Raw genomic sequence first — 15,330 nt, 5'->3', positions numbered from 1 at the left:
AACCCAGGGAGTGGGACATGCGTGACAGGGACGTCGCAGGGGCACGGAAGCCCCGCAGGTGGATGGCTGGAGTGGTGCTGGCGGCACTGGGCTGTGTCGCGGCGGCGCCTGCGTCCGCGCAGTGGGCCGTCGTGGATCTTCCCCACACGGTCAAGACGGCGCTGGGATGGGTTGCGCAGTACCAGCAGATGATCGAGGACTACAAGCAGCAGGGCGAGCAGCTCCGGTCGCTGGACAAGCAGTTCGAGCAGTCGCTGGTGACCGGCCAGGGCTACGACGGAGAGAAGGGTCATCGCGAGAACTTCAGGGAGATGGCCGCGGACGAAGGCGTGGCCGAGCGCTGCGGGACCACGGCTCCGAAAGCTCCCAAGGGGGCGGAACTGCATGCGTACTGCGTGTCGATCGTGCGCACCGAGAACCGGCGCTTCAATGCCCTGGTCGCGATGCTGGACGACGTCAACGCACGCGACCAGGAGCTGAGGGCGGCCTACGAGGAGCGCAACGGCATCCGCGAGGAAGAGGAGGGCAAGCTGGCATCCAATACCAATCGCATCCTCTCGATCCAGGGCCAGCTGCAGAACGACGTCCAGAGCGGCGAGCGGCTGACCAGCGCCTACGATTCCGCGCTTCGAGGGCTGCGGGACAACCACGTCCGGCTTGCGAACGAGGCGCTCGGGAGCGGCTCCGCCACCGATCCGCTGGTGCAGGGCGCGCTGCTGAAGCTGGCCCTGCGCGGCGCGCGCGAGCGCGAACGGTAGGGCGCCGGTGTCCATCGACAGCCTGGTGGGGCTCGCCGCCACGGGCATGGACTGGGCCCAGGTCCAGGGCCTGCCCAATATGGTGTTTTTTCAGGAGATCAACGGCTTCCTCGACGACGAGATCGGCGAGTTCGCCGGCAACCTGCTTGGGCGGGTGGTGACCGTCGCCGGGTCCGCGGCGCTGACGCTGCTGACGCTGTGGATCCTGGTGCAGGGCTATCGCATCGCCACCGGTCTCTCGCGCGAGCCGATGATGGCGCTGGTGGGCGATGCGCTGAAGGCGGTGCTGGTGATCGGTATCGCCACCGGCGCGGCTGCCGGCGGGGGATCAACCTACCGCATCCTGACCGACGGGCTGGGCGATGTGGTGACGCAGGTGGTGACCGGCGACGAGGACGGTGGCGCATACGATGACATCGACCGGGCACTGGCGATCATGCAGGTGGCCCTGCAGGTGATCGATGCGATCGACCACGGCGGCGACCTCATCACCGAGCAGCGGAAGTCGCGCGCGATGTGGCTTGCCGGGGTCGGGCTGGGTGGCCCGGCGATCATCGCCGCGTCCATGCTGCTGCTGAACAAGGTCGCGATCGCACTCGTGGTCGGGCTGGGGCCGATCTTCATCCTGTGCCTGCTGTTCCGCGCCACCCGCCAGCTTTTCAGCAAGTGGCTGTACTACGGACTCGGAACCTTGTTCTCGCTGGCGCTCCTGACGGTCATGGTCACGCTGGCCATGGACATGCTGATCGCGGTGGGGGTCGCGTTCTGGGTCGCGGACTGGCTGACCGGTGCACCACAGGAGAGTCTGTCGTCGATGGCGCTGCAGCAGGGCGGGCTCGGTCTCATCCTCACGATGCTCATCGTCAGTGCCCCGCCGATGGCGGCGATGTTCTTCAACGGGGTGCTGGGCCAGTTCTCGCCCTACAACGCCGTGGGCGTGGCGACCGGAAGCCAGGCGCCGCCGCCGGGCTCGGGCCTGCCACCCGGGGTCGCAGGGCGCGCGGGCTGAAACCGGGCCGCCCGACCCTGTCGGCCCGCCGGGTTTGGGCTAGAATCGGGCGGCATCCGGGAGAGAGGTGGCCCGCGCCAACGCGCCGGCCGAGCGTGCGACATGGACACTACCACCGCCCACTGCTGACCCCGCCCGCGGCCGATCCGAAAGGCGCCCGCGTGGCGCCTTTTCCATGCCCGCGATCCGCGCGACCTCCTCCCCGCGCGCGCCGCCCCGCACGAGTAGACCCACAGACCCCATGATCACCATCACGCTCCCCGACGGCAGCCGCCGCGAGTTCGAAGCCCCCGTCACCGTCCTGCAGGTCGCCGAGTCGATCGGCCCCGGCCTGGCCAAGGCCACCGTGGCCGGCAAGGTTGATGGCCGCCAGGTCGACGCCTCCGACCTCATCGACCGCGACGCCAGCCTGCAGATCCTGACCCCGAAGGACGCCGAGGGCGTGGAGATCATCCGCCACTCCTGCGCCCACCTGGTCGGGCATGCCGTCAAGCAGCTGTACCCGGACGCCAAGATGGTGATCGGCCCGGTGATCGAAGACGGCTTCTACTACGACATCTGGCGCGCGCAGCCGTTCACGCCCGAGGACATGGCGGCGATCGAGCAGCGCATGCGCGAGCTGATCGACACCGAGTACGACGTCATCAAGCGCATGACCCCGCGCGACGAGGTGGTCGCCACGTTCCAGGCCCGCGGCGAGGACTACAAGCTGCGCCTGATCGAGGACATGGGCCCCGAGGTCACGGCCATGGGCCTGTACCACCACCAGGAATACGTCGACATGTGCCGCGGCCCGCACGTGCCGAACACGCGGTTCCTCAAGGCCTTCAAGCTGCTGCGCACCTCCGGCGCCTACTGGCGCGGCGACGCCAAGAACGAGCAGCTTCAGCGCATCTACGGCACCGCCTGGGCCGACGCCAAGCAGCTCAAGGCCTACGTCCTGCGCATCGAGGAGGCCGAGAAGCGCGACCACCGCCGCATCGGCAAGGCCCAGGAGCTGTTCCACCTGCAGGAAGAGGCGCCGGGCCTGGTGTTCTGGCACCCCAAGGGCTGGGCGCTGTGGCAGGTGGTCGAGCAGTACATGCGCGGCGTCTACCGCGCGAGCGGCTACGGCGAGGTGCGCTGCCCGCAGATCCTCGACGTCAGCCTGTGGCAGAAGTCCGGCCACTGGGACAACTACAAGGAGAACATGTTCTTCACCGAGTCCGAGAAGCGGACCTACGCGGTGAAGCCCATGAACTGCCCGGGCCACGTGCAGGTGTTCAACCAGGGCCTGCACAGCTACCGCGACCTGCCCATCCGCTACGGCGAATTCGGCAGCTGCCACCGCAACGAGCCCTCGGGTGCGCTGCACGGCATCCTGCGCGTACGCGGCTTCACCCAGGACGACGGCCACGTGTTCTGCACCGAGGCGCAGATCGAGTCCGAGGTCACCGACTTCCACGCCCAGGCGATGAAGGTCTACCAGGATTTCGGCTTCACCGAGGTGCAGGTGAAGCTGGCCCTGCGCCCGGAGTCGCGACTTGGCGACGACGCCACCTGGGACAAGGCCGAGGCGGCGCTGCGCAATGCGCTGTCCGCGGCCGGCGTCGAGTGGCAGGAGCTGCCCGGCGAGGGTGCCTTCTACGGCCCGAAGATCGAGTACCACCTGAGGGACGCCATCGGACGGACCTGGCAGCTGGGCACGATGCAGGTCGATTTCATGATGCCCGGCCGCCTGGGAGCTGAATACGTCGACGAGCAGAGCCAGAAGCGCACGCCTGTCATGCTGCACCGCGCCATCGTGGGTTCGATGGAGCGGTTCATCGGCATCCTGATCGAGAACCACGCCGGCGCCTTCCCGGCCTGGCTGGCCCCGGTCCAGGCGGTGGTGATGAACATCACCGACGCCCAGGCCGACTGGGCCGCCGAGGTGCGGAAAACCCTTGCGGATCAAGGGCTCCGTGTCGAATCGGATTTGCGGAACGAGAAGATCGGCTATAAGATCCGCGAGCACACGCTTGCGCGCGTGCCGTACCTGCTCGTGGTGGGGGACCGCGAGAAGGAACAGGGCGCGGTCGCCGTCCGCACGCGGGCAGGGGAGGACCTGGGTTCGATGCCGCTGGCCGATTTCACGGCCCGCCTGCACGCGGAGCGGGGTCCCTGAGTATCATGTAGCCCGGTGCCTGCCATGCGGCAGGCGCCTTGGGTCCCGGAAGCGGACCCAGCCAGAAGTGCCACCCACGGAGATTGCAATATCAGTACCCCGGACAAGCAGAACCGCAGGAACCTCGAAATCCGCGTACCCCGCGTACGCGTGATCGGCTCGGACGGCGAGATGATCGGCGTGCTCACGCGCGACGAAGCCGTTGCCATGGCCGAGGAAGAAGGACTGGACCTCGTCGAGATCCAGCCCAACGCCGATCCGCCGGTCTGCAAGATCATGGACTTCGGCAAGTTCCGGTTCGAGGCGCAGAAGCGCGCGAACGAAGCCAAGAAAAAGTCCAAGCAGGTCGAGATCAAGGAAGTGAAGTTCCGTCCGGTGACGGACGAGGGCGACTACCAGATCAAGCTGCGGAAGATGCGCGAGTTCCTCGAGGAAGGGGACAAGATCAAGGTCAACATCCGCTTCCGTGGCCGCGAGATGAGCCACCAGGAGCTGGGCCGCGGCATGGCCGCGCGCATCGAGGCCGACCTGGGCGAGGACATCGTGATCGAGTCGCGCCCGCGCCTGGAAGGCCGCCAGATGGTCATGATGATCGCGCCCAAGAAGAAGTGACCCTGCGCGCCGCCCGGTGCGCCAAGGGCGCGGCGGCAGGCAGGACTTCCTGATTTGCAAACAGAAGCCGCGCGCATGCATAATGCGCGGCTCGGTCCGCATGCCTTGCGCGTGTGGGCCGGTTGGACCCGCCACGGCTCCCATGGAACCACGGCCATCAAACCGGCAAGGGCAGGACGGAAAGCGTGGCGCAGGCCACCGCCCGGGCCAGTAGAAGACGTACCGACAAGGACACAGCAATGCCCAAGATCAAGACGCATCGGGGCGCGGCCAAGCGCTTCCGGAAGACCGCTTCCGGCAAGTACAAGGCGGGCCATGCCAACCGCAGCCACATCCTGACCAAGAAGGCGACGAAGCGTAAGCGCAACCTCCGCCAGACGAACCACATCCCGGCGTGCGACTCCGGTCGTCTCGACCGCATGCTGCCGTATCTCTGAGGAGGACTGAACCATGGCACGAGTCAAGCGTGGCGTTCAGGCGCGCCGCCGTCACAAGAAGGTCCTCAAGCAGGCCAAGGGTTACTACAACGCGCGCCGCAAGGTGTTCCGCGTTGCCAAGCAGGCCGTCACCAAGGCCCTGCAGTACGCCTATATCGGTCGCAAGCAGAAGAAGCGGAATTTCCGCTCGCTGTGGATCACCCGCATCAACGCCGCGGCCCGCATCAACGGCCTGAGCTACAGCCGCTTCATGAACGGGCTGATGAAGGCCGGCATCACCCTCGACCGCAAGGTGCTGGCGGACATCGCCGTGCACGACGCGGCGGGTTTTGCCGCGCTGGCCGAGAAGGCGAAGGGCGCGCTCGCAGCCTGAGCCCGCCCGGCGTCGTCCCGCGCTCTGCAACCTGTAGGAGCGGCTATAGCCGCGACCAGGGCAGGCAGGACGACATCGCCGCTATAGCGGCTCCCACATGGGGAAGGGCGCAAGTCCTTCCCCATGTTTCGTTTCCGGCCCCCGAAAGGCCTTCGATGGTGCCCCGATGACCGATATCGAATCCATCCGCGAGCAGGCGCTCGCCGACATCGCCGCCGCCGCGACCCCTGACGCCGTCGAGGGCCTGCGCGTGGCGCTCCTGGGCAAGAGCGGCAGCGTCACCGCCCAGCTCAAGTCGCTCGGCGCGCTGCCCGCCGAGCAGCGCAAGGCCGCGGGTGAGTCGATCAACCGCGCGCGTGATGCCATCGGCAGCGCGCTGTTGGCGCGCAAGGCCGGCCTCGACGCCGCGGCGCTCGAGGCGCGTCTCGCGTCCGAGACCATCGACATCACCCTGCCGGGCCGCAACGGCGACGCCGGCGGCGTGCATCCGGTCAGCCGCACCATGGAGCGGATCGCCGACATCTTCGGCCGCCTGGGCTATGAACTTGCCGACGGGCCGGAGATCGAGGACGACTGGCACAACTTCGAGGCCCTGAACTTCCCGCCGCACCATCCGGCGCGCGCCATGCATGACACCTTCTACGTCGACCCGCCGGGCGAGGGCGGCCAGCGCCGGCTGCTGCGTACCCACACCTCGGGCGTGCAGGTGCGCTACATGCAGGACCTGGTCGCCGCCGGTGGCCAGCCGCCGCTGCGCATGATCGCGCTGGGCAAGGTCTACCGCTCCGACTCCGACCAGACCCACACGCCGATGTTCCACCAGTGCGAGGGCCTGCTGATCGACGAGCACGCGAGCTTCGCCGACCTCAAGGGCACGCTGTCCGAATTCGTCCGTGCGTTCTTCGAGCGCGACTTCGAGATGCGCTTCCGCCCGAGCTATTTCCCCTTCACCGAACCCTCCGCCGAAGTCGACATCGCGTGGGCGCAGCCCGACGGCAGCAGCCGCTGGCTGGAGGTGCTCGGCTGCGGCATGGTGCATCCGAACGTGCTGCGCGCGGTCGGCATCGATCCCGAGCGCTACACCGGCTTCGCCTTCGGCCTGGGCGTGGAGCGCTTCGCGATGCTGCGCTACGGCGTCGACGACCTGCGCAGCTTCTTCGACAACGACCTGCGCTTCCTGCGCCAGTTCGCCTGACGCGCCCGCGTCAGTCCTTCGACCCTGACAACCGGGTGTTGCGATGAAATTCTCCGAGAACTGGCTGCGCCAGCACGTCCCCACCGACGCCACGCGCGATGCGCTGGCGGCCACGCTGACCGCCATCGGCCTCGAGGTCGAGGAGGTGACGCGGCTGGGCGAAGGCCTGGACGGCGTGCTGGTGGCGCGCATCGTGTCGGCGGAGAAGCACCCCGAGGCCGACCGGCTGCAGGTCTGCCAGGTCGACGCGGGGCCGGCGGGCATGCTGCAGATCGTGTGCGGCGCGCCGAACGCACGTCCTGGCCTCGTCGCGCCGCTGGCCACCATCGGCACGACGGTCGGCGAGCTGACCATCAAGGCCGCGAAGCTGCGCGGCGTCGAATCGAACGGCATGCTGTGTTCGGCGAAGGAGCTCGGCATCGACGCCGATGCGTCGGGCCTCCTCGAGCTCTCGGACGATGCGCCGGTCGGTGCGCCGCTGGCCGGCTATCTCGGCCTGCCCGATGCGACCTTCGAGCTCAAGCTCACCCCGAACCGGGCCGACTGCTTCGGCATCCGCGGCATCGCCTATGACGTGGCGGCGGCCTGCGGTGGCGCGGTGGCCGATCCGGGCGTGGCACCGGTGCCTGCCGCGGGCACGGCGACGGTCGACGTGCGCCTGGAGGCCGGCGCGGACGCGCCGCGCTACCTGGGGCGCGTGATCGAGGGCGTCGACGCCGCGCGCGCCACGCCGGTCTGGATGGCCGAGCGGCTGCGCCGCAGCGGCGTGCGGCCGGTCTCGCTGCTGGTGGACGTGACCCAGTACGTGATGCTCGAACTCGGCCAGCCGATGCATGCCTACGACCGCGACCTGCTCAAGGGTCCGGTGGGCGTGCGGCGCGCACGCGCCGGCGAGTCGCTGGTGCTGCTCGACGGTCGCGACGCCGCGCTCGACGACGGCTTCCTGGTGGTCACCGATGCGGACCGTCCGGTCGGCCTGGCCGGCCTGATGGGCGGCTTCGATACGCGCGTCACCGGTGCCACGCGGACCGTCTTCCTCGAAGCCGCGCACTTCGCGCCGTCCGCGATCATCGGCCGCGGCCGTCGCCTGGGCCTGCACACCGACGCCGGGCACCGCTTCGAGCGCGGCGTCGATCCGGAGCTGCCGCGCACCGCGATCGAGTACGCGACCAGGCTGGTCCTGGACATCGCCGGCGGCGCTCCCGGCCCGGTCACCGAAGCCGTCCTGCCCGAGGCGCTGCCGCGCCCGGTGACGATCGTGCTGCGCCGCGCGCGACTGGCCCGCGTGCTGGGCGTGGACATCGCCGACGCCGAGGTCGAGCGCATCCTGCGCGCGCTGGGTCTCGGCGTCGAAGCGGGCGCCGACGGCTGGACGGTCACCGCGCCGACGCGCCGCTTCGACCTCGCCATCGAGGAGGACCTGATCGAGGAAGTCGCGCGCATCCATGGCTACGACGCCGTGCCGACCACGTTGCCGGGCGGCGGCACGCGCCTGGTGTCCCCGAGCGAGCGCCGCGTGCCCGAGCGCGACCTGCGCCGCGCGCTGGCCGGGCGTGGCTACCTCGAGGCGATCAACTACGCCTTCGTCGATGCCGCGCTGCTGGCGCGCTGGCAGGCCGACGAGGCGCTGGTGCCGCTGGCCAATCCGCTCAGCGCCGAGCTGGGCGTGATGCGCCCGCGGCTGCTGCCGGGCCTGGTCGACGCGCTGGCGCGCAACGCCGCGCGCCAGCAGGGCCGGGTGCGCCTGTTCGAAATCGGCAAGGTGTTCCGGGCCGCCGGCGCGGGCGCGGCACCGCTGGAAACCCCGCGCATCGCCGCGGTCGCGAGCGGTGACGCGGGTCTCGAGCAGTGGGGCATGCACGCGCGCCGCGTCGACTTCCATGACCTCAAGGGCGACCTCGAGGCGCTCGCGGCGCTGTCGGGCGCGCGCTTGGAATTCCGCGCCGCCGCGCCGGCCTGGGCGCATCCCGGCCGCGCCGCCGAGGTGCTGCGCGACGGCGAGGTGGTCGGCGCGATCGCCGAGCTGCACCCGCGCCTGCAGCAGGCGCTGGAGCTGGACCATCCCGCGGTGGCCTTCGAGCTCGATCTCGCGGCGCTGACCGCCCGCTGGCTGCCCAGGGCGCAGGCGCTGTCGCGGTTCCCCTCGGTGCGCCGCGACCTCGCATTCATCGTTGCCGACAGCGTCTCCTGGGGCGAGCTCGAGGCCACCGCTTCGGCCGCCGCCGGACCGTCGCTGCGGCAGCTGCGACTGTTCGATGTCTATGTCGGATCAGGCGTGGAAACAGGATTCAAGAGTGTGGCCATGGGCTTGATTCTGCAGGATGGTTCGCGCACGCTGATCGACCGCGATGTCGATGCGGTGGTGGCCTCGGTCACCGATGCGGTCGCGGCCGCGCATGGAGCGCGGATCAGGGGATGAGGAGGCTGGCGGCATGGCGTTGACCAAGGCGGAAATGGCGGAGCGGCTCTACGTGGAGGTCGGGCTGAACAAGCGCGAGGCGAAGGAATTCGTCGACGCGTTTTTCGACGCCCTGCGCGAAGCGCTGCAGGCCGGCCGCCAGGTCAAGCTTTCGGGCTTCGGCAACTTCGACCTGCGCCGCAAGAACCAGCGTCCCGGCCGCAACCCCAAGACCGGCGAGGAGATCCCGATCTCGGCACGCACCGTGGTCACCTTCCGCCCGGGCCAGAAGCTCAAGGAGCGCGTGGAAGCGTACGCGGGAGGCACCCATGCTTGACCCCGGCAGCAACCGCGAGCTTCCGCCGATCCCGGCCAAGCGCTACTTCACCATCGGCGAGGTCAGCGAGCTGTGCGACGTGAAGCCGCATGTGCTGCGCTACTGGGAGACCGAGTTTCCCAGCCTCAGCCCGGTCAAGCGCCGCGGCAACCGCCGCTACTACCAGCGCCACGACGTGCTGATGGTCCGCCAGATCCGCGGCCTGCTGTACGAGCAGGGCTACACCATCGGCGGCGCGCGCCTGCGCCTCGAGGGCGAGGATGCACGCCAGGAGTCCGCGCTCAGCACCCAGATCGTCCGCCAGGTGCGGATGGAGCTGGAGGACGTGCTGCAGCTGCTGCGGCGCTGAGCACAGGCGAAGTTTCAGTGCCCTGCGGCTCCCATCGTGGCGCCGCGGCGGCTATAATTCTCCGACCGGGGTATAGCGCAGCCTGGTAGCGCACTTGTCTGGGGGACAAGTGGTCGTCGGTTCGAATCCGGCTACCCCGACCAGTTCAACCACGAAGCCCGCCACGCGCGGGCTTCGTGCCGTCCGGAGGCGGGAACCTTCCGTGCCTGCCACGCTCCAACAGCCTTCATCGCCAACAGGACGTGCGGCATGCAAGCGAAGCGGATGGAAACTGCTGTTCTCGTGCTGTTCCTTGCGGCGATCGCCGCGCTCCCGGTGCCGGCCCGTGCCGAAGACCGGGGCAGGGTCGCCGCCCCCGCGGACGCCCCTGGAGTACCGCCCGCCGACGCCGCCGCGACCGCGGACGCGGCGGCGTTGCCGCCCGCCGACGGCATCGTCGACCTTGAGGCCATGGTGGTGTCGGGCGCGCAGCCGGGGCCGGGTATGTGGAAGGTGCGCCACGGCGAGCACGTGCTGCACATCCTGGGCACCGTCTCGCCGCTTCCGCGGCGCATGGAGTGGAGCTCGACCGACGTCGAAGCGGTCATCGCCGGTTCGCAGGTGGTGATCGGCGTGCCGTCGATCGCGGTGGACGCCGACGTCGGCTTTTTCGGCGGGGTGGCGCTGGTGCCGGCGATGCTGCGCGCGCGCAACAACCCGGGCAAGCGTCCGCTCAGCGAAGTGGTGTCGCCACAGCTCTACGCCCGCTGGCTGGTGTTGAAGGCGCGCTACATGGGCCGCGACCGTGGCGTCGAGAAGCGCCGACCGCTGCTGGCGGCGCAGGCGCTGTACGAAGCGGCGCTCGACAAGTCCGGGCTGCGCACCGACGGCGTGGTGGCGCCGGTGCTGCGCAGGGCGCGCAAGGACGGCGGCGTGCCGCTGGTCGAAACCACCGTGCGGCTGACGGTCGACGATCCGAAGACCGTGCTCAGGGAGTTGGCCGAGAGCGACCTGGCCGACCGCGAATGCTTCGCCGGCACGATGAGCCGGATCGAGACCGACCTGGACAACATGCGTGCCCGGGCCAACGCCTGGGCGGTGGGCGACATCGACGTGCTGCGCGCGCTGCCCTACGAGAACCACTACGCGAGCTGCGAGGAGGCCCTGACCGGCAGTGCGCTCGCGCAGCGGCTCGGGATCGCCGACATGCGGCAGCGCGCCGCGACCGCCTGGCTGGAGAACGTGGACCAGGCCCTGGCCGAGCATCCCTCGAGCTTCGCGTCGCTGCCGATGCACCACCTGCTGGGTGCGGACGGCATGCTGGAGAAGCTGGCCGCGCGCGGTTACACGATCGAGGCGCCCTAGGCGCACGGATCCGGGCGCCCCAGGCGCGCGGGGCGTTCAGCCGCCGGCGTCCTGCGCCTCGCCGGGTGCCAGCACCAGGCGGTTGCGGCCGCCGCGCTTGGCCTCGTACAGGGCGGCGTCGGCGGCGCTGATCCAGTGTTCGATGCGTGCGTGGTTGGCGCGCGCCTGGGCGATCCCGATGCTCACCGAGTACGCCTGTCCGGGTGCCTCCGGCAGGGCGATCCGCTCGACCGCGGCCCGGTAGGCCTCGGCCAGCCGGGCGGCGGCCTCGAGGTCGGTGGACGGGCAGACCACCGCGAACTCGTCGCCACCGTAGCGGCCGGCGATGTCGCCCGGCCGCAGCAGCGTGCGCAGCGACGCGCCGGCTGCGCGCAGCAGCGCGTCGCCCGCGACGTGGCCGCTCTCGTCGTTGACGCGCTTGAAGCCGTCGACGTCGATCAGCAGCAGCGCGGCCGGCCGGTCGTGGGCGTGGACGTCGTGCAGGGCCGTCGCGGCATCGCGCTCCCAGTGGCCGCGCAGCGCCAGCCCGGTGACCCGGTCGACACGGCCCAGCAGGTCCAGTTCGCGGTTTTTCTGCAGCACCTTGCGCACCAGTTGCTGCCGCCCGAGGCTGACCATGCCGGTGTGGATCAGCAGCATCGGCAGGCTCGCCAGGATCACCGCGGTACTCGACGTGGGCGCGAAGGCGAAGCCGGTCGCCAGGCCCCCGGCCAGCACCGCGGCCAGCGACACCGGAAGCGAGCGCCGCACCAGGCCGGGGATGTCGGAATTGATCTTGTCCGCCGTCGACAGCGCCAGCAGCAGCACGCTGGGCAACAGGTTGAAATGCATCAGCGGCACCCAGAGCGCGGCGATCGCCGAATCGACCAGCAGGTTGCGCTGCTCGGCCGCGTAGGGATCGGCGCTGCGCCTGGCCAGCTGGTAGGCGAGGTGCGGCCAGGCCAGCCCGGTCAGCGCGCACAGGATCCAGCGCACCGGTCCGGCACGCAGCTCCAGCAGCACCGTGGCCATGGCGAGTGCGCCCAGCCCCATGCCGAGCATGCGATAGCGGTACACGCGCCGCGGCAGCGCCGCGCGCGCGCGCGGCGAGCTGAACGCCGTCGCGCCCGCCTGTCCGCTCCCTGGTGCTGTCTCCACTGGCCCTCCCCCCGGTCGGCCGCCGGCGCCAACGCGCCGGATGTCCCGAGTATAGGCCCCGCGCCGCCCTCAGCCGGCCGCGCTGCGCGGACCGGGCGTCTCGGCCGCAGCCTGCTCCACGTCGGGCCAGCGCGCCAGCACCGAGGCGCGGATGCCGGTCGCGTCGATGCCGGCTTCGGCCAGCAGGTCCTCGCGGCTGGCGTGGTGCTGGAAGGCATCGGGCAGGCCGAGGTGCAGCACCGGCAGCACGACGCCTTCGGCCGCCAGGAGCTCCGAGACACCCGAGCCGGCGCCGCCCATGACGACGTTGTCCTCGACCGTGACCAGGCCCTGGTGCGTGCGCGCGAGTTCCAGCAGCAGGTCGCGGTCGAGCGGCTTCACGAAGCGCATGTTGACCACCGTCAGTCCCAGGTCCGCGCCGACCGCTTCGGCCGCCGGCACCGTGGCGCCGAAGGCGAGCAGGGCGATGCCCGCGCCCTGGCGGCGCAGCTGCGCCTTGCCGATCGGCAGGCTGTCCAGGCCGGCGTCGACCGCGGTCCCGGGACCGCTGCCGCGCGGATAGCGCACCGCGGCCGGGCCGGCGTGGCGGAAACCGGTGGTCAGCATCTGCCGGCACTCGTTCTCGTCCGCAGGGGCCATCACCACCATGTTCGGCACGCAGCGCAGGAAGCTGAGGTCGAGGTTGCCGGCGTGGGTCGCGCCGTCGGGGCCAACCACGCCGCCGCGGTCGATCGCGAACAGCACGTCGAGTTCCTGCAGGGCGACGTCGTGCACCAGCTGGTCGTAGCCGCGCTGGAGGAAGGTCGAGTAGATCGCGACCACCGGCTTGGCGCCCTCGCAGGCCATGCCCGCGGCCAGCGTGACCGCGTGCTGCTCGGCGATGGCCACGTCGAAGTAGCGCGCGGGGTGCTCCTGCGAGAAGCGCACCAGCCCGGAGCCTTCGCGCATCGCCGGGGTGATGCCCATCAGCGACGGGTCCGCGGTGGCCATGTCGCACAGCCAGGCGCCGAACACCTCGGTATAGGTCGGCTTCTTCACCGCGCCGGGCCGGGACACCACGCCCAGGTCGGGATCGAAGGGCGAGACCGCGTGGTAGCCGATCTGGTCGCCCTCGGCGCGTTCGTAGCCCTTGCCCTTGGTGGTGATGACATGGAGCAGCTGCGGCCCCTTCATGCCGCGGACCACCTTCAGCGCGGAGACCAGCGCCTTCATGTCGTTGCCGTCGATCGGGCCGGTGTAGTGGAAGCCCATTTCCTCGAACAGCGTGGACGGCAGCAGCATGCCCTTCCAGTGCTCCTCCCAGCGGCGCACGAAGCGCGCGGTCGGGTTGTTGCGGTCGCCCAGCAGCTTCTTGCCGCCCTCGCGCAGCGCGTTGAGCGTCTGGCTGCCGGTGGCGCGGCCGAGCATCTTGGTCAGCCCGCCGACGTTCTCGCTGATCGACATCCGGTTGTCGTTGAGGATCACCAGGATGTCCGGCTCGGGCTCCATGCCGCCGGCGTGGTTGAGCGCCTCGTAGGCCATGCCCGCGGTCATCGCGCCGTCGCCGATCACGGCGACCACGCGGCGGTCCTCGCCCGCGCGCGCCGAGGCGATCGCCATGCCCAGCGCCGCCGAGATGCTCGTCGAGGAGTGGCCGACGCCGAAGGTGTCGTACTCGCTTTCCTCGCGCTTGGGGAAGGGCGAGACGCCGTCCTTCTGCTTGACCGTGTGGATGCTGTCGCGGCGGCCGGTCAGGATCTTGTGCGGATAGGCCTGGTGGCCGACGTCCCAGACGATGCGGTCGCGCGGCGTGTCATAGAGGTAGTGCAGGGCGGTGGTCAGCTCGACCACGCCCAGGCCGGCGCCGAAATGGCCACCGCTCCTGCCGACGGATTCGATGAGGTAGGCGCGCAGTTCGTCGGCGATCGCGGGCAGTTCCGCCTCGTCGAATTCGCGGAGGCGGGCCGGGCTGTCGATGCGCGCGAGGCGCGGATGGCGCGTGGAGTCGATCATCCACGCATTGTAAGACGGTGCGACGTACTGCGGCGCATGCAGGCGCCGCCCCGGGCCAGGGGCCCGTTCAGCGGCTTCGCAGTCGCCCCAGCAGCCCGCCGCGGGCCTTGACCGGTTCCTCGACCACGGGCGGCGCCTCGACCACGGGTTCGGCGAAGCCGGTCGCGAGGTTGGCATTGATGAAGTCGGCCACGTCCGGTCCGGGCACGCCGCTGGCCTCGGCGATCTCCGCCAGCGTCGCCGGTCCCTTCATCATCTGGGTCGCGATGCGGAAGTGGCGCGGGTACTCGCGCTCGGTCTGCGACCATTTGTTGAGCTGGAAGCGGTCCGAGGCGTCGTAGCCCGGCAGGAGTTCGCCCTTGCCCGCGAGGAGGCCGCCCAGCCAGCGCAGGCGCGGAAGCGGCTGCGGCGCGCCCGCCGACGCGGTCTCGCGCAGCCAGGTGGCGTCGTCCAGCGCCTCGAAGTCGTCCGCGGTAACCGGATGTTCGAAGCAGGCGGCGATCGACTTCAGCGCAGTCGGGCCGTGCCAGGCATCGGCCGCAGGATCGATGAACAGCGTGGTGCCGCCGGCGTGGCGGAAGCGGACGCGGCGGCTGAGCGCGCCCTGTCCGAGCCAGCTGGCCAGTCCGGGAATGCGCGCGATGTCGGCTGCAGCGGCCGCCGGCGGGGAGTTGTCAGCGGATTCATCCGCGGGTCGTGCGGATGCCGTCGTGTCCGGCCCCTCCAGCTCGACCGCTGTCCCACGCGTTTCGACCTGCGCGGAGACGACAGCCGCCTGTACCGGGGCCGCCTCCTCGACCGGCGCGCTCGCAGCCGGCGCTTCATCCGTCCGCGTTGCGGCAGCAGGCTCGCTGGCCGTGGCTGGCGCGCCTGCCGCCGCGTCAGCAGCCTGCAGCTCGACGCCGGCGCCACGCGCCACATCAACCAGCAGTCCGGCGAGCTGCTCGACGTCGAACGGTCGTCCCAACCGGTAGTCGGTCTGCGTGCGCGGTGCCGACGTCAGTCCGATCACCTGGCGCCCGGCGGCGTGCAGGCGAAGCCAGCTCATCGGTCCGTACATGCTGTCCATGTCGACCACGACATGGCTCGCGTCGGCGTCGGGCACCAGCGCCCAGCGCTGGCCGAGGCGCGCATTGGCCTCGAGGAAGGCGGCCTTGAGGGCGGCTTCGGTGGCTGGATCCATCCCGGTCAGGCCGAGGGTCAAGGACATCGCGCGGCATTCCCGACGGTGGTGAGTCAGGAA

General features: G+C 70.4%; 14 protein-coding genes and 1 tRNA gene. 12 read left to right on the top strand and 3 right to left on the bottom strand.

Annotated elements, in window-relative coordinates:
* The first annotated feature begins 131 nt into the window (after positions 1-131).
* From JG616_RS09970 to JG616_RS09915, 12 genes are all read left to right on the top strand, one after another.
* A complete protein-coding gene (locus JG616_RS09970) occupies positions 132-758 on the top strand; it encodes a hypothetical protein (RefSeq protein WP_199359886.1) in 627 nt (208 codons plus the stop codon).
* A 7-nt stretch (positions 759-765) separates the two neighbouring features.
* Positions 766-1,767, top strand: coding sequence for a type IV secretion system protein (locus tag JG616_RS09965; protein WP_199359887.1), 1,002 nt, complete (start codon positions 766-768; stop codon positions 1,765-1,767).
* 241 nt (positions 1,768-2,008) lie between these two features.
* Complete coding sequence (thrS, locus tag JG616_RS09960; RefSeq protein WP_199392466.1) at positions 2,009-3,913, top strand: threonine--tRNA ligase; 1,905 nt, start codon at positions 2,009-2,011, stop codon at positions 3,911-3,913.
* Between the two features lie 24 nt (positions 3,914-3,937).
* Positions 3,938-4,525, top strand: a complete 588-nt coding sequence (gene infC, locus JG616_RS09955) for a translation initiation factor IF-3 (protein WP_199359889.1) — start codon at positions 3,938-3,940, stop codon at positions 4,523-4,525.
* 239 nt (positions 4,526-4,764) lie between these two features.
* The gene (gene rpmI, locus JG616_RS09950; protein ID WP_055249161.1) at positions 4,765-4,962 is read left to right on the top strand and encodes a 50S ribosomal protein L35; all 198 of its coding nucleotides are present in this window, start codon (positions 4,765-4,767) and stop codon (positions 4,960-4,962) included.
* 13 nt (positions 4,963-4,975) lie between these two features.
* Complete coding sequence (gene rplT, locus JG616_RS09945) at positions 4,976-5,335, top strand: 50S ribosomal protein L20 (RefSeq protein WP_132985197.1); 360 nt, start codon at positions 4,976-4,978, stop codon at positions 5,333-5,335.
* A 166-nt stretch (positions 5,336-5,501) separates the two neighbouring features.
* Positions 5,502-6,530 (top strand): phenylalanine--tRNA ligase subunit alpha, encoded by a 1,029-nt coding sequence (gene pheS, locus JG616_RS09940; RefSeq protein WP_199392465.1) that lies wholly within the window; start codon positions 5,502-5,504, stop codon positions 6,528-6,530.
* Between the two features lie 43 nt (positions 6,531-6,573).
* Positions 6,574-8,949, top strand: a complete 2,376-nt coding sequence (pheT, locus tag JG616_RS09935) for a phenylalanine--tRNA ligase subunit beta (RefSeq protein ID WP_199392464.1) — start codon at positions 6,574-6,576, stop codon at positions 8,947-8,949.
* Positions 8,950-8,962: 13 nt separating this feature from the next.
* Complete coding sequence (locus tag JG616_RS09930; protein WP_199359892.1) at positions 8,963-9,265, top strand: integration host factor subunit alpha; 303 nt, start codon at positions 8,963-8,965, stop codon at positions 9,263-9,265.
* Positions 9,258-9,614, top strand: coding sequence for a MerR family transcriptional regulator (locus JG616_RS09925; RefSeq protein ID WP_189496771.1), 357 nt, complete (start codon positions 9,258-9,260; stop codon positions 9,612-9,614). Before JG616_RS09930 ends, JG616_RS09925 begins: the two co-directional genes overlap by 8 nt.
* A gap of 66 nt (positions 9,615-9,680) precedes the next feature.
* Positions 9,681-9,757 (top strand) — tRNA-Pro (locus JG616_RS09920).
* Between the two features lie 121 nt (positions 9,758-9,878).
* Entirely contained in the window at positions 9,879-10,958 is a 1,080-nt protein-coding gene (locus JG616_RS09915) for a TraB/GumN family protein (RefSeq protein ID WP_199392463.1), read from the top strand.
* A 36-nt stretch (positions 10,959-10,994) separates the two neighbouring features.
* On the opposite strand, the gene JG616_RS09910 is transcribed toward JG616_RS09915, so the two are convergent.
* The 3 genes from JG616_RS09910 to JG616_RS09900 all read right to left on the bottom strand — a co-directional run bounded on the left by JG616_RS09910 (position 10,995) and on the right by JG616_RS09900 (position 15,297).
* Complete coding sequence (locus tag JG616_RS09910; protein ID WP_199359894.1) at positions 10,995-12,095, bottom strand: diguanylate cyclase; 1,101 nt, start codon at positions 12,093-12,095, stop codon at positions 10,995-10,997.
* A 69-nt stretch (positions 12,096-12,164) separates the two neighbouring features.
* Positions 12,165-14,087 carry a 1-deoxy-D-xylulose-5-phosphate synthase gene (gene dxs, locus JG616_RS09905; RefSeq protein ID WP_199359895.1) on the bottom strand — a complete coding sequence of 641 codons (1,923 nt, stop codon included), beginning with the start codon at positions 14,085-14,087 and terminating at the stop codon, positions 12,165-12,167.
* A gap of 67 nt (positions 14,088-14,154) precedes the next feature.
* Complete coding sequence (locus tag JG616_RS09900; protein ID WP_199392462.1) at positions 14,155-15,297, bottom strand: hypothetical protein; 1,143 nt, start codon at positions 15,295-15,297, stop codon at positions 14,155-14,157.
* Between the last annotated feature and the right edge of the window lie 33 nt (positions 15,298-15,330).

It is taken from the genome of Luteimonas sp. MC1895 (genome assembly GCF_016457215.1).
Classification (GTDB): Bacteria; Pseudomonadota; Gammaproteobacteria; order Xanthomonadales; family Xanthomonadaceae; genus Luteimonas.
This window is presented reverse-complemented; position numbering and strand designations above follow the sequence as displayed.

Coding starts and splice junctions, on each gene's coding strand:
- thrS (WP_199392466.1), top strand. CDS start 2,009: ATGATCACCATCACGCTCCCCGACGGCAGCCGCCGCGAGTTCGAAGCC.
- infC (WP_199359889.1), top strand. CDS start 3,938: ATGCGGCAGGCGCCTTGGGTCCCGGAAGCGGACCCAGCCAGAAGTGCC.
- rpmI (WP_055249161.1), top strand. CDS start 4,765: ATGCCCAAGATCAAGACGCATCGGGGCGCGGCCAAGCGCTTCCGGAAG.
- rplT (WP_132985197.1), top strand. CDS start 4,976: ATGGCACGAGTCAAGCGTGGCGTTCAGGCGCGCCGCCGTCACAAGAAG.
- pheS (WP_199392465.1), top strand. CDS start 5,502: ATGACCGATATCGAATCCATCCGCGAGCAGGCGCTCGCCGACATCGCC.
- pheT (WP_199392464.1), top strand. CDS start 6,574: ATGAAATTCTCCGAGAACTGGCTGCGCCAGCACGTCCCCACCGACGCC.
- JG616_RS09930 (WP_199359892.1), top strand. CDS start 8,963: ATGGCGTTGACCAAGGCGGAAATGGCGGAGCGGCTCTACGTGGAGGTC.
- JG616_RS09925 (WP_189496771.1), top strand. CDS start 9,258: ATGCTTGACCCCGGCAGCAACCGCGAGCTTCCGCCGATCCCGGCCAAG.
- JG616_RS09915 (WP_199392463.1), top strand. CDS start 9,879: ATGGAAACTGCTGTTCTCGTGCTGTTCCTTGCGGCGATCGCCGCGCTC.
- dxs (WP_199359895.1), bottom strand. CDS start 14,087: ATGATCGACTCCACGCGCCATCCGCGCCTCGCGCGCATCGACAGCCCG.
- JG616_RS09900 (WP_199392462.1), bottom strand. CDS start 15,297: ATGTCCTTGACCCTCGGCCTGACCGGGATGGATCCAGCCACCGAAGCC.